At 72.2% G+C, this 22,914-nt stretch carries 20 protein-coding genes; 11 read left to right on the top strand and 9 right to left on the bottom strand.

What is annotated here, in order from left to right:
* The 3 genes from G3I42_RS03425 to paaI all read right to left on the bottom strand — a co-directional run.
* On the bottom strand, positions 1 to 1,206 hold a 1,206-nt coding region (locus G3I42_RS03425), incomplete at its 3' end, for a glycosyltransferase (protein WP_164282355.1).
* Positions 1,207 to 1,399: 193 nt separating this feature from the next.
* Positions 1,400 to 2,785 (bottom strand): phenylacetate--CoA ligase PaaK, encoded by a 1,386-nt coding sequence (gene paaK / locus G3I42_RS03420; RefSeq protein WP_164282354.1) that lies wholly within the window; start codon positions 2,783 to 2,785, stop codon positions 1,400 to 1,402.
* Positions 2,782 to 3,174, bottom strand: coding sequence for a hydroxyphenylacetyl-CoA thioesterase PaaI (gene paaI / locus G3I42_RS03415; protein WP_203606311.1), 393 nt, complete (start codon positions 3,172 to 3,174; stop codon positions 2,782 to 2,784). The genes paaK and paaI overlap by 4 nt, the downstream gene beginning before the upstream one ends.
* Before the next feature lie 193 nt (positions 3,175 to 3,367).
* Here paaI and paaN point away from each other — a divergent pair, with 193 nt between their 5' ends.
* From paaN to paaD, 8 genes are read left to right on the top strand one after another with little or no spacing between them, the layout of a single operon-like run.
* A complete protein-coding gene (gene paaN / locus G3I42_RS03410) occupies positions 3,368 to 5,083 on the top strand; it encodes a phenylacetic acid degradation protein PaaN (protein ID WP_164282353.1) in 1,716 nt (571 codons plus the stop codon).
* A complete protein-coding gene (locus G3I42_RS03405; protein ID WP_164282352.1) occupies positions 5,076 to 6,287 on the top strand; it encodes a thiolase family protein in 1,212 nt (403 codons plus the stop codon). Before paaN ends, G3I42_RS03405 begins: the two co-directional genes overlap by 8 nt.
* On the top strand, positions 6,284 to 7,180 hold the full coding sequence (locus G3I42_RS03400) for an enoyl-CoA hydratase/isomerase family protein (protein WP_164282351.1): 897 nt from the start codon (positions 6,284 to 6,286) through the stop codon (positions 7,178 to 7,180). The genes G3I42_RS03405 and G3I42_RS03400 overlap by 4 nt, the downstream gene beginning before the upstream one ends.
* Positions 7,177 to 8,037: a 3-hydroxyacyl-CoA dehydrogenase family protein gene (locus G3I42_RS03395; protein WP_164282350.1), complete on the top strand. Its 861-nt coding sequence runs from the start codon at positions 7,177 to 7,179 to the stop codon at positions 8,035 to 8,037. The genes G3I42_RS03400 and G3I42_RS03395 overlap by 4 nt, the downstream gene beginning before the upstream one ends.
* A 58-nt stretch (positions 8,038 to 8,095) precedes the next feature.
* Positions 8,096 to 9,076 (top strand): 1,2-phenylacetyl-CoA epoxidase subunit PaaA, encoded by a 981-nt coding sequence (gene paaA, locus G3I42_RS03390; RefSeq protein ID WP_164282349.1) that lies wholly within the window; start codon positions 8,096 to 8,098, stop codon positions 9,074 to 9,076.
* Entirely contained in the window at positions 9,073 to 9,399 is a 327-nt protein-coding gene (gene paaB / locus G3I42_RS03385; protein WP_164282348.1) for a 1,2-phenylacetyl-CoA epoxidase subunit PaaB, read from the top strand. The genes paaA and paaB overlap by 4 nt, the downstream gene beginning before the upstream one ends.
* 59 nt (positions 9,400 to 9,458) lie before the next feature.
* Entirely contained in the window at positions 9,459 to 10,313 is an 855-nt protein-coding gene (gene paaC / locus G3I42_RS03380; protein ID WP_164282347.1) for a 1,2-phenylacetyl-CoA epoxidase subunit PaaC, read from the top strand.
* 14 nt (positions 10,314 to 10,327) lie between these two features.
* Positions 10,328 to 10,855, top strand: coding sequence for a 1,2-phenylacetyl-CoA epoxidase subunit PaaD (gene paaD, locus G3I42_RS03375; RefSeq protein ID WP_343244441.1), 528 nt, complete (start codon positions 10,328 to 10,330; stop codon positions 10,853 to 10,855).
* Positions 10,856 to 10,933: 78 nt separating this feature from the next.
* Here paaD and G3I42_RS03370 read toward each other — a convergent pair whose 3' ends face one another.
* The 5 genes from G3I42_RS03370 to G3I42_RS38370 all read right to left on the bottom strand — a co-directional run bounded on the left by G3I42_RS03370 (position 10,934) and on the right by G3I42_RS38370 (position 17,323).
* Positions 10,934 to 12,628 carry an FG-GAP-like repeat-containing protein gene (locus G3I42_RS03370; protein WP_343244440.1) on the bottom strand — a complete coding sequence of 565 codons (1,695 nt, stop codon included), beginning with the start codon at positions 12,626 to 12,628 and terminating at the stop codon, positions 10,934 to 10,936.
* A 129-nt stretch (positions 12,629 to 12,757) separates the two neighbouring features.
* Entirely contained in the window at positions 12,758 to 13,954 is a 1,197-nt protein-coding gene (locus tag G3I42_RS03365) for a Gfo/Idh/MocA family oxidoreductase (RefSeq protein ID WP_164282345.1), read from the bottom strand.
* Between the two features lie 170 nt (positions 13,955 to 14,124).
* Positions 14,125 to 15,093 (bottom strand): alpha/beta hydrolase, encoded by a 969-nt coding sequence (locus G3I42_RS03360; protein WP_164282344.1) that lies wholly within the window; start codon positions 15,091 to 15,093, stop codon positions 14,125 to 14,127.
* Between the two features lie 95 nt (positions 15,094 to 15,188).
* Complete coding sequence (locus tag G3I42_RS03355; RefSeq protein ID WP_164282343.1) at positions 15,189 to 15,620, bottom strand: hypothetical protein; 432 nt, start codon at positions 15,618 to 15,620, stop codon at positions 15,189 to 15,191.
* Between the two features lie 362 nt (positions 15,621 to 15,982).
* Positions 15,983 to 17,323, bottom strand: coding sequence for a helix-turn-helix domain-containing protein (locus G3I42_RS38370; protein WP_343244439.1), 1,341 nt, complete (start codon positions 17,321 to 17,323; stop codon positions 15,983 to 15,985).
* A gap of 228 nt (positions 17,324 to 17,551) precedes the next feature.
* Here G3I42_RS38370 and G3I42_RS03345 point away from each other — a divergent pair, with 228 nt between their 5' ends.
* The 3 genes from G3I42_RS03345 to G3I42_RS03335 are packed head-to-tail and all read left to right on the top strand — an operon-like array spanning position 17,552 to position 20,735.
* Positions 17,552 to 18,811, top strand: coding sequence for an extracellular solute-binding protein (locus tag G3I42_RS03345; RefSeq protein ID WP_343244442.1), 1,260 nt, complete (start codon positions 17,552 to 17,554; stop codon positions 18,809 to 18,811).
* Positions 18,808 to 19,812, top strand: coding sequence for a sugar ABC transporter permease (locus tag G3I42_RS03340; RefSeq protein ID WP_164282342.1), 1,005 nt, complete (start codon positions 18,808 to 18,810; stop codon positions 19,810 to 19,812). Before G3I42_RS03345 ends, G3I42_RS03340 begins: the two co-directional genes overlap by 4 nt.
* Positions 19,809 to 20,735, top strand: coding sequence for a carbohydrate ABC transporter permease (locus G3I42_RS03335; protein ID WP_164282341.1), 927 nt, complete (start codon positions 19,809 to 19,811; stop codon positions 20,733 to 20,735). The genes G3I42_RS03340 and G3I42_RS03335 overlap by 4 nt, the downstream gene beginning before the upstream one ends.
* Positions 20,736 to 20,809: 74 nt before the next feature.
* Here the strand turns inward: G3I42_RS03335 and G3I42_RS03330 are convergent, their stop codons facing one another.
* Positions 20,810 to 22,576, bottom strand: coding sequence for a discoidin domain-containing protein (locus G3I42_RS03330; RefSeq protein WP_164282340.1), 1,767 nt, complete (start codon positions 22,574 to 22,576; stop codon positions 20,810 to 20,812).
* Positions 22,577 to 22,914 lie beyond the last annotated feature (338 nt).

The following is a 22,914-nucleotide window of genomic DNA, read 5'->3' as shown; positions in this document are numbered from 1 at the left end:
GGCCTTGCGGGGGCGGGGGGTGAGCGCGTCGAGTTCGGCGCGCTCCCGGACCCTGCGCGCCCGGATGTCGTCGAGGATGCGCTCGTACGCCGCCGCGGCGGCCCCGGTCGAGTGGGCGGCGGCGTGGACGCGGGCCGTGCGGCCGAAGCGGTCGCGGGTCTCCTGGTCGTCCATGAGGCGGCCGAGCGCGGCGGCGAAGGCGTCGGTGCCGCCCGCGAGGGGGACGAGGAGTCCGGTGACGCCGTCGGCGACGAGCTGGGCGGGGCCGTGCGGGGCGTCGGTGGCCACGACGGGGACACCGGCGCGCATGGCTTCGAGGATGCCGTGGCCGTAGGGCTCGATGTCCGAGCTGACGGCGGCGATCGCGGCCTTGGCCCACTCCGGTTCCATCGGCGCCACGGCGCCCATGAGCAGGACCTGGTCGTAGAGGCCGAGGCGGTCGATGCGGCGGCGCAGCGCGGCGTGCTCGGGGCCGCGCCCGTAGAGGCGCAGGGTCCAGCCGGGGTGCTCGGGGAGCAGCTTGGCGAAGGCGTCGACGAGCCGGTCGTAGCGCTTGCCGGGGACGAGGCGTCCGGCGGCGACGATCGTGCGGGAGGTGCGCGACGAGGGGGTCAGGCCGAGGTCGGGGCTGCCGGGCGGCACGGCGTGGACGCGCTCCGCCGCCTCGGGCACGGCGGCGCGGTAGGCGGCGGCGTCGGCCTCGGTGAGGGTGACGAAGGCGTCGAGGTGGGGCAGGCAGCTGTTCTGGTCGGCGCGCAGTCCCGGCTCGTGGGAGGCGAGGGTGAGGTGTTCCTGGCCGATGCGCAGGTAGCGGTCGCTGCCGTGGCGGGCGAGGTAGCCGTTGAGCAGGGGGCGGGTCGCGATGACCGCGTCCGCGTCGGTCCAGGCGAGCCATTCGGTGAGCCGCAGGTCGTGCAGGGTGCGGTAGCGCAGGCGGCCGGTCTCGACGGCGGGGTCGGGGAACATGCGGTGGGTACCGGTGTTGAGGACGTGGTCGCCCTCGTAGCCGGGGGTGCCCTCGCGCATGTCGATGAGGGAGCTGAGCCGGACGCGCGGGTCGAAGGGGAGCGCGGGGGTGTCGGCGACGCGGTGGACGCTCATGACCTCGACGTCGTGGCGCTCGGCGAGGGCCGCGGAGAGCTGGGTGGTCGCGCGGATGGTCGCCCCGATCCCGTAGGCGTTGTGGATCAGGAATGCGATGCGCATGCGCGGGCCTCCCCCTTGGTCTTGCACAGGTGTCCGGGAGTCAGACGGTTCACCGGCCGGGAGGTTGTACGGGTGAGGCGTACGTCACATCGCGCGGATGACGCGGGTCCGGGGCTCGCCTTTCGGGACTCCGCCCCGGACCCGGCTCCTCGATCTCCCCCGGCCTTCGGCCGGGAGGTGCCCCCGGAGGGGTTCAGGAGTGGCGTTCGTCCATGATCCGCTTGATCTTGCCGACCGAGCGTTCCAGGGTGTCGGGGTCGACGATCTCGATGCCGACGCTGACGCCGATGGTGTCCTTGATCTGCCGGAGGACGAGCGCGGCGGCCGCCTCGCGGGCCTCGGGGCCGGAGTCCTGGCGGGCCTCGACGCGGACCGTGAGGTGGTCCATGCGGCCGCGGCGGCCCAGGTGGATCTGGAAGTGCGGGGCGAGCGCGGGGACGCGGAGCAGGATCTCCTCGATCTGGCTCGGGAAGAGGTTCACGCCGCGCAGGATGATCATGTCGTCGCAGCGCCCGGTGACCTTCTCCATGCGCCGCATCCCGGGCCGGGCGGTGCCGGGCAGGAGGCGGGTGAGGTCGCGCGTGCGGTAGCGGATGACCGGGAGGGCTTCCTTGGTGAGCGAGGTGAAGACCAGCTCGCCGGAGGTGCCGTCGGGCAGCACCTCGTCGGTGATCGGGTCGACGACCTCGGGCAGGAACTGGTCCTCCCAGAGGTGCAGGCCGTCCTTCGTCTCGACGCACTCGCTCGCGACGCCGGGGCCCATGACCTCGGACAGGCCGTAGATGTCGACCGCGTGGATGCCCATGCGGTCCTCGATCTCGCGGCGCATCTCCTCGGTCCACGGCTCGGCGCCGAAGACGCCCGCGCGCAGCCTCGTGGAGCGCGGGTCGACGCCCTGGCGCTCGAACTCGTCGAGCAGCGTGAGCATGTACGAGGGGGTGACCATGATGAGGTCGGGCTCGAAGTCCTGGATGAGCTGCACCTGCCGGGCGGTCTGCCCGCCGGAGGCGGGGATGACGGTGCAGCCGGCCCGCTCGACGCCGTAGTGCGCGCCGAGGCCGCCGGTGAAGAGCCCGTAGCCGTAGCTGACGTGCACGCGGTCGCCCGGGCGGGCCCCGGCGGCGCGCAGCGAGCGGGCGACGAGGTCGGCCCAGTTGCTCAGGTCGTTGTCGGTGTAGCCGACGACGGTGGGGCGCCCGGTGGTGCCGCTGGAGGCGTGCAGCCGGCGGATCTTCTCGCGCGGCACGGCGAACATGCCGAAGGGGTACGTCTCGCGCAGGTCCGCCTTCGTCGTGTACGGGAAGCGGGCGATGTCCTCCAGGGTGCGCAGGTCCTCGGGGCGCACCCCCGCCTCGTCGAACTTGCGGCGGTACAGCGGCACGTTCGTGTAGGCGTGGTCGAGGGTCGCGCGCAGCCGCTCCAGCTGGAGCGCGCGGATCTCCTCGCGGCCGAGCTTCTCGGCCGGGTCGCGCAGCGCGTCGGGGAGCGGTTCCCCGAGGCGCGCCGGGCGCGTGCCCGGCGCGGTGTGCGGCTGCTCTTCGGGCCAGGACTCCGTCGTTCCGGCCTCAGTGGTTGTCATGCTCGTTCCTCCACGCCTCGGATCACACGGCTGCGACCGCGGAATTCCACGACGACGGTGTGCTGGGGGTCTTCGCGCTCGATGCGCACGTCGTACAGACCGCTGCGGCCGAACCGGGTGCGCTCTCTCGCCTCGGCGACGAGTACGTCGCCCTCGAACGCCGGTGCCACGAAATCGATGTCGGCGCCGGCCCCGACGGTCACGGGACCGCGGGAGTTACAGGCGACGGCGAAGGCCGTGTCGGCGAGGGTGAAGAGAAAGCCGCCGTGGGCGACGCCGTGCCCGTTGACCATGGCGCCGGTGATCTTCATCCGGACCCTGGCGGAGCCGTCCCCCGAGGACAGCAGCTCCATGCCCAGGCCCCGGGAAGCCGCGTCCCTCGCCCACATGGCGTGTTCCGGGCCCGTTGCGCGCCCGGCGGGAACGGTCGGCTCGGCCACTCCCGCATTGTGCGCTTCGACCGGCTTCGTGTCACTGCCACGTCCCATGTGGCGCTCACCACCCTTGCTGCCCGACCGAACATTCGGTTAGCTTTCGACCGGGTCAGTAATTCAGCATCCGATTCGCCTGTCAAGGGGTCCCATGTCTTCTCCCGCCACTGCCAGGACCGATTTCTTCGCACGTCACGAGGGTCTGCTGCGTGCTGCCGCCGAGGCGATCGCCACGCGCGGCTTCCACTCGGCCTACCCCGAGTCACCGAGCAAGTCCGTCTACGGCGAGGAGGCCCCCGAGGCCGGCGAGCGCGCCTTCCGCGCCCTGCTGGAGCGGCCCTTCGAGCTGCCGGGCCACCCGGGCGAGGCGGGGGCCGTGGGCGACGAGGTCTCCCCGTACGGGCTGCGCCTCGGCATCACGTACCCGAAGCTCGGTGCGCGCGAGGCCGTCGCGACCGCGAAGGCGGCGGGCCGCGCCTGGCGCCGTACGAGCCCCGACACGCGGGCCGGGGTCGCGGCCGAGATCCTCGCGCGGCTCAACGCGGCGAGCTTCCAGATGGCGCACGCGGTGCACCACACGACCGGGCAGCCCTTCGTCATGGCCTTCCAGGCCGGTGGCGCGAACGCGCAGGACCGCGGCCTCGAAGCCGTCGCGTACGCCTGGGTCGCACAGCGCCAGGCGCCCGCCGCGGCGACGTGGGCGAAGCCGATGCGCAAGGGCGAGCCGCTGACCCTGGAGAAGACGTTCACGCCCGTCGGGCGCGGCGTCTCGCTGCTCATCGCGTGCAACACCTTCCCGACGTGGAACGGCTACCCGGGCCTCTTCGCGAGCCTCGTCACGGGCAACCCTGTCGTCGTCAAGCCGCACCCGGCCGCCGTGCTGCCGCTCGCGCTGAGCGTCCGTGTCGCCCGCGAGGTGCTCGCCGAGGCCGGTTTCGACCCGAACACGGTGTTGCTCGTCGCCGAGGCCCCCGAGGACCGCGTCGCGGCGACGCTCGCGACCGACCCCGACGTGCGGATCGTGGACTTCACCGGCTCGACGGGCTTCGGCGACTGGCTGGAGCAGAACGCCCGTCAGGCCGCCGTGCACACCGAGAAGGCCGGGCTCAACACGGTCGTCCTCGACTCGACGGCCGACTACAAGGGCCTGCTGCGCAATCTGTCGTTCTCGCTGTCCCTCTACAGCGGCCAGATGTGCACGACCCCGCAGAACCTGTACGTGCCGCGCGAGGGCTTCGCGACCGACCAGGGCGTCAAGACGCCCGAGGTCTTCGCCGCCGACCTCGCGGAGGCGCTCGGCAAGCTGCTCGGCGACCCGCAGCGGGCCGCCGGGACGCTCGGCGCGCTCACCGGCGAGGCCGTGCGCGAGCGGATCGAGAAGGCGCACGCCCTCGGCGGCACGCAGTTCGGCGGCGAGCCCCTGACCCACCCGGAGTACCCCGAGGCCGTGCTGCGCACACCGCTCGTGACGGTGCTCGACGCGGAGCGGGACGCGCAGACGTACCGCACCGAGTGGTTCGGGCCGATCTCCTTCGTCATCGCGACCGACTCCACCGCGCGGGCGATCGGCCTGCTGCGCGAGACGATCTCGGCGCACGGCGCGCTCACCGCGAGCGTGCACTCCACCGACGAGGAGGTCCTGGAGGCGACCCGCGAGGCCGCGCTCGACGCGGGCGTGCACCTCGCCGAGAACTTCACCGGGCAGGTCTTCGTCAACCAGACCGCCGCGTTCAGCGACTACCACGGCTCGCAGGCCAACCCGGCCGCGTCGGCGACGATCAGCGACTGGGCCTTCGTGACCGGCCGTTTCGCGGTGCTCCAGTCCCGCCGCCCCGCGGTCGCGACCGAGGAGGCCAAGGGTGCCTGAGGACGTCTACTTGATCGACGGGGCCCGTACCCCGCAGGGCCGGTACGGCGGCGCGCTCGCCTCGGTCCGTCCCGACGACCTCGCCGCGCTCGTCGTCGGCGAGGCGGTGCGGCGGGCCGGGGTGCCCGCCGAGGCGATCGACGAGGTGATCCTCGGCGCTGCCAACCAGGCCGGTGAGGACAACCGCGACGTGGCCCGCATGGCGCTGCTCCTCGCGGGCCTGCCGCACACCGTGCCCGGCTACACCGTCAACCGCCTGTGCGCCTCGGGCCTCACCGCGGTCGCCTCGGCCGCGCAGGCGATCCGCGCCGGAGAGGCGGAGATCGCCGTCGCGGGCGGCGTCGAGTCGATGACGCGCGCCCCCTGGGTCATGGCGAAGCCGGGGACGCCGTGGGCGAAGCCCGGCGAGGTCTTCGACACCTCGCTCGGCTGGCGCTTCACCAACCCGCGCTTCACGGCCGCCGACCGCGCCGCGGGCCCCGGCGAGATCCGTACGACGCTCAGCATGGGCGAGACGGCCGAGGAGGTCGCGGCGCTGGACGGGACGACCCGCGAGCAGTCCGACGCCTTCGCGCTCCGCAGCCACCAGCGGGCCGTCGCGGCGCAGGAGGCCGGGCACTTCGACCGCGAGATCGTCGGCGTCCCCGTGAAGGACGGCGTGGTCACGCGGGACGAGGGGCCGCGCCCGGGTTCCTCGATGGAGAAGCTCGGCAAGCTCCGTACCGTCTTCCGCGCCGACGGCATCGTGACCGCGGGCTCCGCCTCGCCGCTCTCGGACGGCGCCTCGGCGCTCGTCGTGGCGAGCGCGGCGGCCGTGGAGCGGTACGGGCTGACACCGCGCGCCCGGATCGTCGGCTCGGCCTCGGCCGGGGTCGAGCCACACCTCATGGGCCTCGGCCCGGTCCCGGCGACGCGCAAGGCGCTCGACCGGGCGGGCTGGTCGGTGGACGATCTCGGGGCCGTCGAGCTGAACGAGGCGTTCGCCGCGCAGGCGATCGGCGTCATCGACCGGCTCGGCCTGGACGAAGCGCTCGTCAACGCGGACGGCGGCGCGATCGCGCTCGGCCACCCGCTCGGCTGCTCGGGCTCGCGCATCCTGCTGACCCTGCTGGGCCGCATGGAGCGCGAGGACGCGGCGAAGGGCCTCGCGACGCTGTGCGTGGGCGTCGGCCAGGGTGTCGCGATGCTCGTGGAGCGGGTATGAGCGGCGTGGACGGAGGCTTTCACGGCGACCCCTTCGAGGACCTGACCGCGCGTTCCTTCGAGACGCTCGCCGTCGAGGTCCGCGAGGACCGCGCGCTCGTGACCCTGAACCGTCCCGAGGCGCGCAACGCGATCAGCGGGCTCATGATCCGCGAACTGCACGCCGTGTGCGCCTGGCTGGAGGAGCATCCCCGGATGCTGCTCCTGACCGGGGCCGGGGGCTCCTTCGCGGGCGGTGCCGATATCGCGGAGCTGCTCGAACGGGGCCGGGACCAGGCGCTCCAGGGCGTCAACAGCCGGCTCTTCGAGCGGGTGCGCAGGCTGCCGATGCCGACGCTCGCCGCCGTGGACGGCTGGGCGCTCGGCGGGGGCGCCGAGCTGAGCTACGCGTGCGACCTCAGGATCGCCGGGCCGAAGGCCGCCTTCGGGAACCCCGAGCCCGGCCTCGGCATCCTCGCGGCGGCCGGCGCGGCCTGGCGGCTGCCCGAGCTGGTCGGCGAGTCCATCGCCAAGCAGGTGCTGCTCGCCGGGCGCACCCTGGACGCGCGGGCGGCGCTCGCGTGCGGGCTCGTCATGGACGTCGTACCGGCCGAGAAGCTGCTGGAGGAGGCGCACGCGGTGCTCGACCGGATGGCGAAGTCGTCCGCGACGGCGCTGCGGCTGACGAAGCTCGTCATGGACGCGCCCGGGGCCCATCCGGTCGCCGACGACCTCGCGCAGGCCGTGCTGTTCGAGGGGCAGGACAAGCGGGACCGCATGACGAGATTCCTGGACCGCAAGCGGGACCGGGAAGCGAGCGGCGGGAACAACGGGAACAAGGGCTCCGGTACGCCGGGGCACGCGGCCTCCGGGGTGCCGGAGGCCGACAGCGAGCGGACGGAGGGCCGGGCATGAGCGCGGCAGTGCCGAAGCAGGCCGGGGTCATCGGTGGCGGGCGGATGGGCGCGGGCATCGCGCAGTCCTTCGCCACGGCGGGCGCGGCCGTGACGGTGGTCGAGCAGGACGAGGCGGCGGCGGCGAAGGTGCGCGAGCGCATCGCGGGTTCCCTGGAGCGCGCCGCGAAGCGCGGGCTGCTGCCCGCGACCCCGGAGGAGATCCTGGGGCGGCTCGCCTTCGTGGGCGACGTGAGCGGGCTGCCCGCCGACGCGGACATCGTCGTCGAGGCCGTACCGGAGAGCGCGGGCCTCAAGGCGAAGCTCCTCGCCGCCGCCGAGCAGGTCGTCGGCGCGGACACCGTCCTCGCGACCAACACCAGCTCGCTGTCCGTCACCGAGCTGTCGGCCGCCCTCGCCCGCCCGGGCCGGTTCCTCGGCATGCACTTCTTCAACCCGGTGCCCGCCTCCGCGCTCGTGGAGCTGGTCGTCCCCGAGGCGACCGAGCGGGCCGTCGTGGACCTCGCGCTCGGCTGGACGGCGGGGCTCGGCAAGAAGGACGTCGTCGTCAAGGACTCGCCCGGGTTCGCGAGCAGCCGCCTCGGCGTCGCGCTCGGCCTGGAGGCGATCCGCATGGTCGAGGAGGGGGTCGCCGAGCCGCGGGCCATCGACGACGCCATGACCCTCGGCTACAAGCACCCGATGGGACCGCTGCGGCTGACCGACCTCGTGGGGCTCGACGTGCGGCTCGCGATCGCCGAGTACCTGCACAGCACGCTCGGGGAGCGGTTCGCGCCGCCCGCGCTGCTGCGCGAGAAGGTCGCGCGCGGCGAACTGGGCCGCTCGACCGGGCAGGGCTTCTACCCGTGGGACGACTGAGCGTGACGGCCGGACCGGCAAGGACACGTACGACAGCTACCGGAAGGAGGGGCGGGCGATGACCGAGACCACCGCGACCCCGCTCGCGCACGAGGACGAGCTGAGCGCCCACTTCGACGCGACGATCGCGCGGGACCAGCGCGTGGAGCCGCGCGACTGGATGCCGGAGGCGTACCGCAAGACGCTCGTGCGCCAGATCGCCCAGCACGCGCACTCCGAGATCATCGGGATGCAGCCGGAGGGCGACTGGATCACGAAGGCGCCCTCGCTGCGCCGCAAGTCGATCCTGTTCGCGAAGGTGCAGGACGAGGCGGGCCACGGCCTGTACCTCTACAGCGCCGCCGAGACGCTGGGCGCCGACCGCGCCGAGCTGACGGAGATGCTGATCGAGGGCCGCCAGAAGTACTCCTCGATCTTCAACTACCCGACGCCGACCTTCGCCGACGTCGGTGTCATCGGCTGGTTCGTGGACGGCGCGGCGATCTGCAACCAGGTGCCGCTGTGCCGGTGCAGCTACGGTCCGTACGCCCGCGCGATGATCCGCGTGTGCAAGGAGGAGTCCTTCCACCAGCGGCAGGGCTACGAACTGCTCATGACGATGATGCGCGGCACGGAGGCGCAGCGCCGCATGGTGCAGGAGGCCGTGGACCGCTGGTGGTGGCCCTCGCTCATGATGTTCGGGCCGCCGGACGGCGACTCGCCGCACTCGGCGAAGTCGATGGCCTGGCGCATCAAGCGGCACTCCAACGACGAACTGCGCCAGCGCTTCGTCGACATGACGGTGCCGCAGGCCGAGCACCTCGGCGTCACGCTCCCGGACCCGGAGCTGCGCTGGAACGAGGAGCGGGGCAGGCACGACTTCGGCACTCCGGACTTCGAGGAGCTGAAGCAGGTCATCTCGGGCAACGGCCCGTGCAACGCGGAGCGGGTCGCGCGGCGCAGGTCCGCGCACGAGAACGGCGCCTGGGTGCGCGAGGCGGCCGCGGCACACGCGGCCAGGCACGCGGGCGACCGCGGGGAGAAGGAGGTCGCGGCATGAGCGGGACGAGCGAGAAGGACACGGCGGGCACGCAGGCCCCGAAGGACTCCTGGCCGCTGTACGAGATCTTCGTACGGGGCAAGCGGGGCCTGAACCACGTGCACGTCGGCTCGCTGCACGCGGCCGACGACCGGATGGCGCTGACGAACGCGCGGGACCTGTACACGCGGCGCAACGAGGGCGTCTCGATCTGGGCGGTGCGCAGCGAGGACATCGCGGCCTCGGCGCCGGACGAGAAGGACCCCTTCTTCGCGCCGAGCGGCGACAAGGTCTACCGGCATCCGACGTTCTACGACATCCCGGCGGACGTCCCGCACATCTGACCGGCCGTCTGCGCGGGGGCGCCCCGCTTTCTTCAGGATTCCAAGGAGTAGTGAGCGCAATGAGCGACGATCACCTGTCGCTGGCCGCCGACGCGGCCGAGGGCGACGGTCACTGGGCCTTCGGCACCGGGTTCGAGGACCCGCTGCACGGCGTGGACACGACCGTCCCCGAGGGTGTGGACACGGCGGCGCTCGCGGCGCTGTGCCTCGCCCTGGGCGACGACGCGCTGGTGAGCGCGCAGCGGCTCGGCGAGTGGGTCACGGCGGCGCCCGAGCTGGAGATCGAGCTGGCCCTCGCCAACATCGGTCTCGACCTCCTCGGCCAGACCCGGCTGCTGTACGCGCGGGCCGGGCTGCTCGACGGCACGGGCCGCGACGAGGACGCGTACGCGTACTTCCGCGACGCCGGCGAGTTCCGCAACCTGCGGATCACGGAGCTGCCCAACGGCGACTTCGCGTACACCGTGCTGCGGCTCCTCGCGCACTCGGCGTGGCGGCTCGCGCTCCTGCGCCGCCTCACCTCCGCGCCGGACCCGGTCCTCGCGGCCATCGCGGCGAAGGGGGTCAAGGAGGTGGCGTACCACCGGCAGTTCGCCGCCGACTGGGCGATCCGGCTCGGCGACGGCACCGCGGAGTCGCACCGCAGGATGACGGAGGCGGCGCGCGCGCTCGCGCCGCTGCTCGCCGAGTTCCGCCGCGACGAGAGCGCCGCGTTCCTGGGTGTCGACGCGGCCGAGGTGGCGGCGGAGGCGCGCGAGGTCTGGGAACAGGTGCTCGGCGCCGCGACCCTGGAGCTCCCCGAGGCCGTCGCGGAGACCGCCGACGGGCGGCGGGGCGAGCACACCGAGCACCTGGCCCCGCTCCTGGCGGAGCTCCAGGTGGTGGCCCGCGCGCACCCGGGGGCGACGTGGTGAGCGCGGCGGCCCCGGTGTCCGACCCCCGCCTGCGGGTCGCCTGGGAGGCGGCCGGGCGGGTGCCCGACCCCGAGCTGCCGATGCTGAGCCTGCACGACCTCGGGGTGCTGCGGGACCTCGCCTACGAGGAGGACGGCACGCTCGTCGTGTCGCTCACGCCGACGTACTCGGGCTGCCCGGCGATGGCGGAGATGCGCGCGGCGACGGTACGGGCCCTGAACGAGGCCGGTTTCGGCGCGGTCCGGGTGCGTACGGTGCTCGACCCGCCGTGGACGACGGACTGGATGACGCGGGAGGGCCGCGCGGCCCTCGCCGCCCACCACATCGTCCCGCCGGGCCCCGCGGCGGGCCCCCGTCGCGGCGGCCCGGTCCCCCTCTCCCTCTCCCCCACCCGCCACGCGGACGACGCCGCCCCGGTGCACTGCCCGCAGTGCGGCGCGAGCGACGCCGAGGAACTGTCCCGCTTCTCCGCGACGTCCTGCCGCTCCCTGCACCGCTGCCGCGCGTGCGGGGAACCGTTCGAGCGGTTCAAGGAGATCTGAGCGGGGCGGCCCGCGCGGCAACGGGACGGCACGGCAACCGTGCGAACGCCCGGCCGCGACACGCCCGGGCGTCGCGCGTCACCCGAGGAACCTGATCCCTTGCCAGCCACCGGTTCCCACGGTTGTCGGGGCGCCGGGGCCCGTGGCGGTACCGGGCAGGAGTTCGAGGTTCTCGGCGCCGCCGGCCGCGACCGTGCTCCACAGGTCCGCGCGTCCGTCGCCGGTCACGTCGCCCGGGGACACCAGCAGTCTCCTGGTGGCCGGCGGCAGCGTGTACGCCGCGGGTTCGAGCGGCGTGCCCAAGGGTTCGGCGCCCAGGCTGGTGTAGGCCAGCAGTCGCCCTGTGGCGCGGTCCCGCGCCCACACGTCGGCCCTGCCGTCACCGTTCGTGTCCCCGGGCAACAGCACGTCGTAGTCCGCCCATTCCGGGCCGCCGATCCGCACGGCCGCGCGCGCGGCGAAGGACGGGGTCCCGTCGGTGGCCGCCGCGCCGCGATGCAGCCACAGACCCGTGGTGCTCCGGGCCAGCACGTCCGGCAGACCGTCTCCGTCGACGTCACCGGCCGCCAGGGGCAGCGCGTTCGACCAGCCGGTGGGCCTGCCGCCCATCGGCAGTCGTCGGCCCAGCTCGCCGGAGCCGGTGGTGGGGTAGACCCACAGGTTGTCGCCGATGCGTGCGACGACGTCCTCCCTGCCGTCTCCCGTCCAGTCGCCGCGGTGGCTCACCGCGGCCTCCTCCCACCCTCCGAGCCCGATGACCCGTGCCCCGCCGGGCTTGCCGTCGCCGAGCCCCGGGTAGAGGCGCAGGACGCCGTCGTCCTTTACCGCGAGGAGGTCGGGCCGACCGTCACCGGTGAGGTCGCCCGCGACGTCCGACGGCTTCCTCGCTTCGGGCGCCGCCGCCGCACGCAGGGCGAGGTGGTCGGAGAGCGGCGTCTCGCTGCCGGTCTCCGGCTGTACGGCGTCGGCTCTCACCGTGTGGAAGTCCCGCGCGCTCAGGAAGACGTGATCGAACTTCTGGCCCGCGGCGGTGGTGGGCTCCCCGGAGTGGCACGTGGTGGCCGCGGACTCCAGGCACGCGGCGGTGAAGTAGTCCCGGTCGTTCTCGTCCGCCTCGGCGAACGGTCCGGTGCCGGGTGTCCCCGCGCGCAGGGGGTCCAGCGCGGGGTACTGCGGTCCGGCGTTGAGGTCGCCTCCCAGGATCACGGGCAGTCCGGCGGCCCAGGCGTCGATGTGGGCGAGAGCCTCCGCGGAACCGTTGTCCGGAGTGATGTACTGGGCCAGGTGTGTGGTGCAGGCAAGGGTCGTACGCCCCTGTACGGGGCCGCGGGCGCAGAGCACCGCACGCGGCTCCAGCCCCGCGGGCACGGTGAGGGGCGCGGTGAGACGGTCCACGGCGGGTGCCTTGACGAAGACTCCTAGACCGAAACGCGTGTCGTCCGACCACTTGGCGCAGCCGGAGGCGGAACCCACCGTCGAGGTCCAGACGCCCTGGTACTCGGGCAGGGCGCCCCGCAGTGCCTCCCACTGGCCGAAGCACAGCTCCTGGAGCATGACGGCGTCCGCGTCCCAGTCGTGCGCCTCTCCCGCGACGACCGCCGTCCACGCGGGCAGGTCCAGGTCACTGCGGCAACCTGCCGACGCTCCGCAGACGTTGTAGGTCAGGCTGCGCACCGGCGGGGCGGTGGCGGGAGGCACCGCGTCCGCCGACGCGCCGGCGGCGGACAGGAACTGCGCGGAAAGACTCAGGAGCAGCGCGGCGCACAGTGTCACGGCGCGTCTGATGCTGCGAGGACAGAACACACGACCTCCCGAAAATGTGGATGATCGCATGATCATGCCAGTGCACGCCCGGTCCTCCTTCCCGCCGGGCCCTGCGCGCTGGGTGTCAGGACCCTCGGGCTACTCCGGGGCGTCGCCGTGGTCCGGCACGGGCAGCTGGGCGCCGCCCGCGAGGGCCGAGCGGTGGGCGACGATGCCGGGCAGTGTGTAGCGGGCCGCGGTCCAGGCGTTGACGGGGGGCTGGGCACCCGTGAGGCAGGCGGTGACGAAGTCGTCGGCGAGGAACTGGTGCGAGCCCTCGTGGCCGTTGGGCTGTCCGGCGAAGGAGGCCGGGAGCCGGGTGCGGTCGTGGACCTGGGCGAAGCCGCTGACGAAGGCCTCGCGCAGCGCGGGGTCGATGTCGGCGAGCGTCGCGTCGTCGAGTCCCGTGCTGGGCATGGTGCGCAGCAGTTCCTCGACGCTGACGGCTTTCTCCTTGTCCTGCCAGAGGGATTCCGTGGCGAGTTGTTCGAAGGAGCCCTCGGTGCCGAGGAAGCGGAACCGGGACTCGCGCACGGGCGAGGGGTAGCCGACGCGGCGGAACTCGTTGGTGCGCACGACGCCGCCGTCCGCCGTGCGGAAGAGCGCGGTGGCGTTGGAGATGTCGTTGCCGAAGCGGCTCACCTCGCGGTCGAAGACGCCGTCGCCGCGCTTGTCGGTGACCCCGAGGCAGGACACCGAGGTGACGTGGGAGCCGGTGACGGCGAGGACCCCGCCGAGCGCGTGGGTCGGGTAGTGCATGGGCGGGAAGCTCGCTGTCTCGCGCCAGCGCTCGCCGCCGCTGTAGCGGTAGGCGTCGTAGAAGCCGAGGTCCATGTCGTGGACGTAGTCGCCCTCGGAGTAGAAGATCTCGCCGAAGGCGCCCTCCGCCCTGCGCGCGCGGCAGTAGACGGCGGCCGGGTTGTAGTAGCTCGTCTCGCCCATCATGTACGTCCGCCCGCTGGAGCGGACCGCGGCGATGATCGCGGCGATCTCCTCCTCGGCGAAGGCCATGGGGACGCTGGAGTAGACGTGCTTTCCGGCTTCCAGGGCCGCCACCGCCATCGGGCCGTGGGTCCAGCGCTGGGTGAACAGGGCGATGGCGTCGACGTCCGAGGCGCACGCCTCCTCGAAGGAGGCGAAGACGCGCGTGACGCCGTGGCGGGCGGACTCGGCCTCGCGGCGCTCCGGGTCGGTCTCGGCGACGGCCACCTCGCGCACGCCCGGGTGGGCCTGGAAGAGGGGGATGAAGGCACGGGCGAACTGGCCCGCGCCGACGACGGCGATGCTGATGCTCAACGGGTGCTCCTGGCAAGTGGCTGACAGGCCGGCGCGGAATCCGGCGACCGAGGGTCGGCGGATCGTTGATGAGCTGCCGGCGAGCAGGAGTCTTGCCGATGACCGGCCGGGAGTACAGACCGCCGGCCGCATCGGGGACGAGTGGGGGCGTCGAAGGTGGCCGCGGCTCCTCAGTCGCCCAGGGCGTCCGCCTCGACGACGGCGTCGGTGAAGGCGTCGGGGCGTTCCTGGGGGACGTTGTGTCCGGCGCCGGGGACCACGTGGTGCTTCCAGGGGCCGGTGAAGTGGGCCGCGTAGCCGCTTCCGTCCGTCCAGGGGATGACGCCGTCCGCGTCGCCGTCGAGCGTCACCGAGGGGACCACGATCGTGGGCTGCTCGCGCAGGCGCGCCTCCAGTTCCGCGTACTCGGGCGCGCCGGGCGCCGCGTCGAGGCGGTGCCGGTAGCCGTGGATGACGACGTCCACGTAGTCGGGGTTGCCCCACAGCGTCGCCGCCCGCGCGAACTCGGCCTCGGTGAAGCGCCATTGGGGCGAGTTGTACTTCCAGACGACGCGCGCGAGTCCTTCGCGGTCCTCGGTCAGGCCCTTGCGGCCGCGCTCGGTGGAGAAGTAGAAGAAGTACCAGTAGCCGTACTCGGTCCGGGCGGGCAGCGGCGTGCGCGCCGCGGAGAGGTCCTGGATCAGGTAGCCGTTGACGGAGACGAGCCCGGCGCAGCGCTCCGGCCACAGCGCCGCCGCGACGTCGGCGGCGCGACCGCCCCAGTCGTACCCCGCGAACAGGGCGCGCGGAGTGCCCAGCGCGTCCAGGAAGGCGAGGAGATCGGCGCCCAGCGCGGCCTGTTGGCCCGAGCGGAAGGTGCGCGCGTGGCGGAACCGTGTCTCGCCGTGGCCGCGCAGGTAGGGCACGTAGCAGCGGTACCCGCGCCGGGCGAGGGCGGGCGCGACCGCGCCGTACGAACCGACCGGGTCGAACGGCCAGCCGTGCAGCAGCACGACGGGCCTGCCGTCGGCGGGGCCGACCTCGTGGTAGGCGATGTCGAGGACGTCGGTCCGTACGTGCCGTACGGGTCCCAGCGCCTCGCGCGCCGCGTCGGTAGCCGTCCCCGCCGCCGTCCGCACGTGGCCTCGTCGGTCGTTCACGTGGTTCCTCCTGTTCGTCCCGGGTGATGTGTGGTCCCGCTGGTCATACGTGTCGCGCTCGCACGGGGGTCGCAGCCGTGCGCGCCGGGCCCCGGTCAGGCCGCCATGCTCAGCGGGCCCGCGAAGGACTTGCGGAGCGAGGAGGGGCCGACCAGGGGGAGCAGGGCGGCGAGGAGCTTGCCCTTGGCGGTCGCGGGGGTACGGGTCAGCTCCACGTCGATGCGGGAGCCCGCGCCCCGCGGGGTCATCCGGAACGTCCAGCCGCCGCCCGCGCCGAAGAGCTTCGAGTCGAGCGTGGTGATCGTGACCTGTGCCGTCTCCGCGTCCCACTCGTAGCGGGCGCGTTCCCAGGCGGCGGCAGTCCCCTCGGTGACCTCCGCCCAGTCGGCGCCCCGGGCGTGCACGGTGAAGTGCTCGGCGTCGATCGACGGCCACTGCCCGGGCCGCCCGGGCCCGAAGTCGGTGAGGACGGCGAGGGCCTGCGAGGGCGTGAGGGTCGAGTCGAGGTGGAAGCGGACGACGGCCATGGAAGATCCCCCAGGCGCTACGGGAACCGATCGCGAATAACCGGTTCGACTGGTGCTGATCCTGGCACGCAATCGATAACCGGTCAAGACGGTTACGCGAAGCACGCTCACCCTGCCTCTCATGCCTCCACCCGGACGCCGACGCAACCTCCTTGACCAGTTATCAGGCAGGGCAGACGAGGAGCGCGTTGCCGCGCGGACGTACGCCGGCGGCTCTCCCCCTCCCGGACGAGCACGGCGAAACCCCGCGGCACGACCACGGAGTTCCGCACGCCGTCGGGCCCGGGCACCTCACCCCTCTGATCAGTGAGGGGACGAGAGGCAGGGGTGCGCGGCTCGTCGCCGACCGGCCGCGCACCCCCTCACGCACGCCGGCGGTTCAGCAGCCACCACGAGGTCACCAGGTCCTCGGTGCGCCGCAGGTTCAGGTCCGTGAGCTCCTGGAAGCGGCCGACCCGGTACCGCACGGTGTTCGGGTGCACGGCGAGGCGCCGGGCCACCTCCCGTACGTCCTGGTCGCATTCGAGGTAGACCCGCGTGGTGTGCTCGATCTCGTTGCTGGAGCGTCCCGCGCCGTCGAGTGCCGCCAGGTGCCGTGCGGAGAGGGTGTCCGCGGTGAGCGGGTCCGCGAGGACGAGGGGCCGGGGGCCGAGGCCCGAGAGGCGCACGACGCCCGACATGGCGAACTGCCGCGCGGTCTCCAGTGCGAGCACCGCCTCGCCGAAGCCCGCGCCGAGCCTGTCGAGCGGGAGCGCCGGGCCCGCCGCCACCAGGTGCCCCGCGACCGAGTCCGGTGCCCTCGGCGCGATGAAGCCCAGTACGGTGCCCACCTGAGCGAGCAGGAGGCGGTCGGCGGGGAGCCGCAGGGCCCCGGCGACGGCGAGGCGCAGCGCCTCCGCGTCGGCGTCGTTCGCGGCCCGCGCGGCGAGTGCCACGTGGCGCGCCTGGGGCACGAGCCCGAAGAGGCGCGCGTCGTGGCCGATGTGCTCGGCGGGGAGGGTCCCGCCGAGCACGCCCGCCGCGAAGGCGGCGCGGCGTTCGGCGTCGAACTGGACGCGCTCCAGGGCCAGATCGCGCTGGACGCGGGTGAAGATCTCGGCCGCCTCGTGGGTGAACTCCCAGGTGCTGTCGTGCGCGGCGAGCAGGAGCGCGGGCGGCAGGCCCACCGCCGTCCCGACCTCGTCCATCAGGGCCAGCATCACCCGGGAGCCCCACTGGTAGCCGAGGGCGAGCACGTCGGGCGGCACTCCGCGCGCGGCCCGCTCGCCCGCGAAGTCGGCGAGGGTCTCGCGCAGTGCCGCGTCGGGCACGCGCAGCGCGGACAGCTCCGCCAGGACGACGTCCATGAACCGCCGTGCGGAGGAGCGGATGTCCTCGGGCCCGAGCACGGCGTAGCCGGGTACGTTGCGCCGCAGCAGCGCGAACACACGGTCGGCGAAGACCTCCCGGAGCCCCCGCAGTCGCTCCACGGCGGCGGCCACCGCCGCGCGGGCCGGGGGGTCGAGACCGGCGAGATCCGGCAGGCCCCGGCGCTCGGGCCATGTGCGGGGTGTGTCGGCTTCGATGGCGACGACCTCCTCAACAAGGTGTGCAGCAGGAGGGGTTGAGTGCGCGAGAGCGGTGGCGCGGCCGTCCCCCAGGCGGCCCGGCGGACTGTACCACTGCCCAAAGTTGTTTGTGTCGAGAAACATAGACGCGCGCACGAGGTCGACGTTAGAACTACGCAGACGATCGATTGCGTTGTTAATTGGTGGCTTATGTTGGAAAAGTCGGCTGAGCGAGCTTCGTTCCGCCGCCCTCAACTCGCCGCCCTGCACAATCACTTAAGCGATGGAGGCACCATGTCGCCTGTCGACCCGTCCAACGGCGTCACGGGTTTCGCCCACACACGCAGAGGGCTGCTCAAGGGGGTGGGCGCCACAGGGCTGACAGTGGCCGCCGGAGGGCTCCTGTCGGCCTGCGGGGACGACGACGATTCGGGCGGGGGGAAGAAGTCGTCGGGCCCGGTGGCGGGCAGCACGGTCACCTTCGGCTCGAACTACTCGGACCCGGCGACGAAGAAGGCGTTCGCCGCGCTGACGGCCTCGGCGACGACGTCGACCAAGGCGAAGATCAAGATCAACACCGTTGACCACAACACCTTCCAGCAGAACATCACGAGTTACCTGCAAGGCACCCCCGACGACCTCTTCACGTGGTTCGCCGGGTACCGCATGCAGTACTTCGCGGCCCAGGGGCTCGCCGCCCAGCTCGACGACGTGTGGGAGAAGATCGGCGGCAACTTCGGTTCCGTCGCCAAGGACCTGTCCACCGGCCTCGACGGCCACCAGTACTTCGTGCCGCTCTACCAGTACCCGTGGGTCGTCTTCTACCGGAAGAGCCTGTTCAAGAAGAACGGCTACACCGTGCCCACCACGTGGGACGCCTGGCTGGCGCTGTGCAAGAAGATGAAGAAGGACGGCCTCATCCCCATCGCCTTCGGCGACAAGGACGGCTGGCCGGCCCTCGGCACCTTCGACATCCTCAACATGCGCATCAACGGGCACGACTTCCACAGCAAGCTGATGAAGCACGAGATCCCGTGGACGGACCAGGGGGTGCGCACGGTCTTCCAGCACTGGGCCGAGATGATGCCGTACGTGCAGACCGGTGCCAACGGCCGGATCTGGCAGGACGCGGCCAAGGCGCTGGAGGGCCGCAAGGCCGGGATGATGTTCCAGGGCACCAACCAGGTCGCGGCCCAGTGGGTCAGCGACAAGGAGGACCTGGACGACCTGGACTTCTTCCCCTTCCCCGGGATCAACACCAAGTGGGGCCAGCAGTTCATGGACGCCCCCGCCGACGGCTTCATGCTCAGCAAGAAGGCGAAGAACCCCTCGGCGGCGAAGGCCGTCCTGGAGTACATCGGCTCGGGCGAGGCGGAGGCCGAGTACCTCAAAAGCGACCAGTGGGACGTGGGCCTGGCCAACGGCCTCAAGGTGCCCTCGTACAACGCGATCCAGAAGAAGTCCGTCGAGGAGATCGCCAAGTGCAAGGCGGTCGGGCAGTTCATGGACCGCGACGCCGACCCCGCGATGGCCACCGCGATGATCTCCATCATCCAGAAGTTCATCGACGATCCCAGCAGCGGCAACATCACGACGTTGCAGAAGAGCGCCGAATCGCAGGCGAAGGCGATCTACACGGGATGAGCACGCTCACACGTACGCGCCGGGCGCCCACCCCGCCCGGCGCCCCCGCCACCGGGCGCAAGCGGCGGCGGCTGCGGCACCTCAGCACCCGCGACCGGGTGGTGGCCGGGCTGCTGCTCGGCATCCCGCTCCTGCTCAGCCTCGCCTTCGTGTGGTTCCCCGCCCTCGGCACCATCGCGCTGTCCTTCTTCCGGTGGAACGGCGTCGGCGATCTGCACACGAAGGCGTGCGACCCCGCGCTGCCCACGGTCCTCAACAACGGCTGTGTCACCGGCTTCCAGAACTACCACCAGGCCGCCACGAACTCACCGGAGTTCTGGCCCGCCGTCCAGCACAACCTGATCTGGCTCGCGGTCTTCGTCGTCATCGCGACGCCGCTCGGGATGCTCTTCGCCGTCGTGATCGACCGGGGCATCGCGGGCAGCCGCATGTACCAGAGCATCCTGTTCCTGCCCGTCATGCTGTCGCTCGCGCTCATCGGCATCATCTGGGAGTTCGTGTACTCGCAGAACTACGGCGTGATCAACACGATCATCGGGCGGTCCGGGGACAGCAACGCCATAGACTGGCTCGGCAACCCGCACCTCAACCTGTGGGCCGTCCTCCTGGAGGCGACCTGGCGCCAGGCCGGTTACGTGATGGTCCTGTACCTGGCGGGCCTGAAGGCCGTCGACCCGAGCCTGCGCGAGGCCGCCCGCATCGACGGGGCGAACCCCTGGCAGACCTTCTGGCGGGTCGTGTTCCCGACGATGCGGCCGATCAACATCGTCATCATGGTGATCACGGTCATCGAGTCCCTGCGCGCCTTCGACCTCGTCTACATCACGAACAAGGGCATCAACGGCCTGGAACTCCTCTCGGTCCTCGTGACGTCGAACATCGTCGGCGAGACCCAGCGGGTCGGGTTCGGGTCCGCGCTCGGCGTCGTCCTGCTGCTGATCTCGCTCGTCCCGATCTGTCTCTTCCTTCGCCAGTCCTTCCGCAAGGAGGAAACACCGTGAGTACGCAGACGGCGCCCGCGCCCGCCGTACGGGGCGGCGGCGGCCCCGCCGCCCCGGGCGCTCCGAGGCCCCGCCCGCGGGGCCAGGTCCTCTCGCAGGTCTTCCTCGTCTGCGCGTCGGTGCTGTGGCTGCTGCCGATCCTCTTCGCGCTCTACGTCGCGGTCCGCCCGTACTCGGACACGCGCAAGCACGGCTATGTGTCCCTGCCGCACAGCCTGACCCTGAGCAACTTCTCCGACGCCTGGTCCCAGGCGAACATGGGCCGGTTCTTCTGGAACTCGGCGCTGATCACGATCCCCGCGGTCGTCATCGTGCTCGTCCTGGCCTCGGGTGCCGCCTTCGTGCTCACCCGGGTCAACGTCAAGGTCAACGTCGCGCTGCTCATCGTCTTCACGGCCGGGAACCTGCTGCCGCAGCAGGTGATCATCACGCCGCTGTTCCGGATGTACCTGAAGATCCCGCTGCCCCACTTCCTCGCGGACAGCGGCCTGATGTACAACTCGGCCTTCGGCCTCATCGTCATCAACGTGGCCTTCCAGCTCGGTTTCTGCGTCTTCGTGCTGAGCAACTACATGAAGTCGGTGCCCGGCGAGATGTACGAGGCGGCCCTCGTGGACGGGGCGGGGCTGTGGACCCGCTTCTGGCGGCTCACGGTGCCGCTGTGCCGCCCGGCCCTCGCCGCGCTCGCCACGCTGCTGACGACGTGGATCTACAACGACTTCTTCTGGGCCATCACGCTGATGTCCTCGGGCGACAAGCGCCCGGTCACCTCGGCGCTCGCCAACCTCCAGGGGCAGTTCGTGACGAACCAGAACCTCATCGCGGCGGGCGCCATGATCGCCGCGATCCCGACCCTGGTCGTCTACATCCTGCTCCAGAAGCAGTTCATCTCGGGTCTCTCGCTCGGGGCGAGCAAGGGCTGAGCGGACGCGGGTCGTGGGCGGGGGCCGGAGCGTACGCGCTCCGGCCCCCGCCTCGTCGTGGTCCCGGCGGGGTGTTACTGCCAGACCTTCACGTAGTCGATGCTCATCTTCTGCGGGAGCCGGGTACTGGCGTCGGGGCCGCCGGGCCAGTCACCGCCCACGGCGTTGTTGAGGATGATGAAGAAGTCGTGGTCGAAGACCCAGGGACCACGCGTGGCTTCGAGGGCGGCCTTGTCGACCGTGTGCATGACCTGCCCGTCCACGCGGAAGGTCATGCCCTTGCTGTTCCAGTCGACGGTGAAGGTGTGGAAGCCGGCGGCGAAGTCGGCGCCCCCGGGCAGGGTGTAGGGCGAGCCGAAGCCGTTGCCGCCGTTGTAGGCGGGCGCGTGCAGGGTCGAGTACGTCGTCCCCGGCTCCTTGCCGACGTGCTCCATGATGTCGATCTCGCCGGTGTACGGCCACGGCCTGCCCTGGTCGAAGTAGTCCGCGCCCAGCATCCAGAACGCGGGCCACAGGCCCTGCGTCCCGGAGACCTTGATGCGCGCCTCGACACGGCCGTAGGTGAACTTGAACTTCCCGTACGTGTTGAGGCGGGCCGAGGTGTACTGGCACGTGCCGCTCCCGGTGAGCGGGTCACGCGGGCACGCCGAGCCGGGGGTCTCCTCCTTGCGCGCTTCGAGGACGAGGTTGCCCGCGCCGTCGAGCGCGGCGTTCTTGTTGTCGGTGTAGTACTCCAGCTCGTTGTTCGGCCCGGGACCCGTCTCCGGCACCCACTTGCTCGCGTCGGGCGCGCGTCCCGCCGGGCCGTCGAAGTCGTCGTTGAAGACGAGCTTCGAGTAGTCCGGGTCGGCGGGCAGGGGCGGCGGGGTCGTGGGGGCGCCGCCGGTGCCCCAGACCTGGAACTCCCAGAGCGAGTAGCCGTACTGGCCCGAGCGCTGGGTCCCGTACATCCGCACGTGGCGGCCCGTGGTGTCGAGGTCGATGGTCTCCTTGAAGCCCTTGCCCGTCGTGGTCTGGTAGACGGTGCGCCAGTCGGTGCCGTTGTCCGAGACGTCGATGCGGTACGACTTCGCGTAGGCGGGGTCCCATTGGAGGACGACGCGGTGGATCGCCGCGTTCGCGCCGAGGTCCACGGCGATCCAGCCGGGGTCGGTCCAGCCGCCCTCGGGGCTCGTGGCCCAGCGGCTCGCGGGGTCGCGGTCGAACGCCTTGTCGGGGCCGCACAGCCAGCAGGTGCCGTCGTTCTGCGCGGTCGAGGCGGTGCCCTGCTTCCCGTACGAGAGCAGGACGTCGCCGCCCGGCTGCGGACCGCTTCCGCCGCCGGTCGAGTAGACCTGGAACTCCCAGAGCGAGTAGCCGTACTGGGTCGCGCGCTGGGTGCCGAGCAGACGGACGTAGCGGCCCGTGCCGGAGACGTCGAGCGTCTCGTTGCCCCCGGTGCCGGCCGTCGTGGTGTGGATCGTCGTCCACTGCTGTCCGTCGGCCGAGACCTGAATCCGGTAGCCCTTGGCGTAGGCGGCTTCCCAGCGCAGCACGACGTGGCCGATGGCCGTGCTGCTGCCCAGGTCGACCTGGAGCCACTGGTTGTCGCTGAACTCGCTGGACCAGCGGGTGCCGTTGTCGCCGTCGACGGCGGACGCGGCGGTGAAGGGGCCCTCCTGGCTGGAGGCGGTGGCGGGTTTGCCCTGCGAGACGAGCACGGGGGCGGCGGCGACGGCGCGCCCGGGGGCGGTCACCACCGCGAGCGAGAACAGGAGCGCCACGGCGGCGAGCGTGGCGAGGACCCCTCGGGGGAGGGTTCTTCGCCGGCCGCCGGTGCGGCTTCGGGTGCGGGTGTGCATGCGAACTCCTCAGCGGGAGACGGAGGTGGGGCCGAGAGAGCACTCCTCCGCAGGGGGAGCCTCGCGGCGGCGGTTCCGCCCGTCAAGAGAGCTGACGGGTTGATTCAAAAAGCGACGCCGGTTTGGCCGAATCGCGAAGGGAGCGGCCGGTTGACACGGCACCCGGTTCGAGAGGTGAAGGATCTAGCGATCCCACCCCTCCGCCGTGCACACCTCTTGACGTCAGGCTGACGGGCGATCCATCATCCTGCTCACCGAGAGAGCACTCCCCCACCGCCGCGACGCACGCCCTTCGAGGCCGCCCCCCACGCCCCCTCCCCCGCCCGCGCGGCCCCGCG

The sequence above is a fragment of the Streptomyces sp. SID11385 genome (genome assembly GCF_010548245.1).
Lineage (GTDB): Bacteria > Actinomycetota > Actinomycetes > Streptomycetales > Streptomycetaceae > Streptomyces.
This window is presented reverse-complemented; position numbering and strand designations above follow the sequence as displayed.

Coding starts and splice junctions, on each gene's coding strand:
- paaK (WP_164282354.1), bottom strand. CDS start 2,785: ATGACAACCACTGAGGCCGGAACGACGGAGTCCTGGCCCGAAGAGCAG.
- paaI (WP_203606311.1), bottom strand. CDS start 3,174: ATGTGGGCGAGGGACGCGGCTTCCCGGGGCCTGGGCATGGAGCTGCTG.
- paaN (WP_164282353.1), top strand. CDS start 3,368: ATGTCTTCTCCCGCCACTGCCAGGACCGATTTCTTCGCACGTCACGAG.
- G3I42_RS03400 (WP_164282351.1), top strand. CDS start 6,284: ATGAGCGGCGTGGACGGAGGCTTTCACGGCGACCCCTTCGAGGACCTG.
- G3I42_RS03395 (WP_164282350.1), top strand. CDS start 7,177: ATGAGCGCGGCAGTGCCGAAGCAGGCCGGGGTCATCGGTGGCGGGCGG.
- paaA (WP_164282349.1), top strand. CDS start 8,096: ATGACCGAGACCACCGCGACCCCGCTCGCGCACGAGGACGAGCTGAGC.
- paaB (WP_164282348.1), top strand. CDS start 9,073: ATGAGCGGGACGAGCGAGAAGGACACGGCGGGCACGCAGGCCCCGAAG.
- paaC (WP_164282347.1), top strand. CDS start 9,459: ATGAGCGACGATCACCTGTCGCTGGCCGCCGACGCGGCCGAGGGCGAC.
- G3I42_RS03355 (WP_164282343.1), bottom strand. CDS start 15,620: ATGGCCGTCGTCCGCTTCCACCTCGACTCGACCCTCACGCCCTCGCAG.
- G3I42_RS03340 (WP_164282342.1), top strand. CDS start 18,808: ATGAGCACGCTCACACGTACGCGCCGGGCGCCCACCCCGCCCGGCGCC.
- G3I42_RS03330 (WP_164282340.1), bottom strand. CDS start 22,576: ATGCACACCCGCACCCGAAGCCGCACCGGCGGCCGGCGAAGAACCCTC.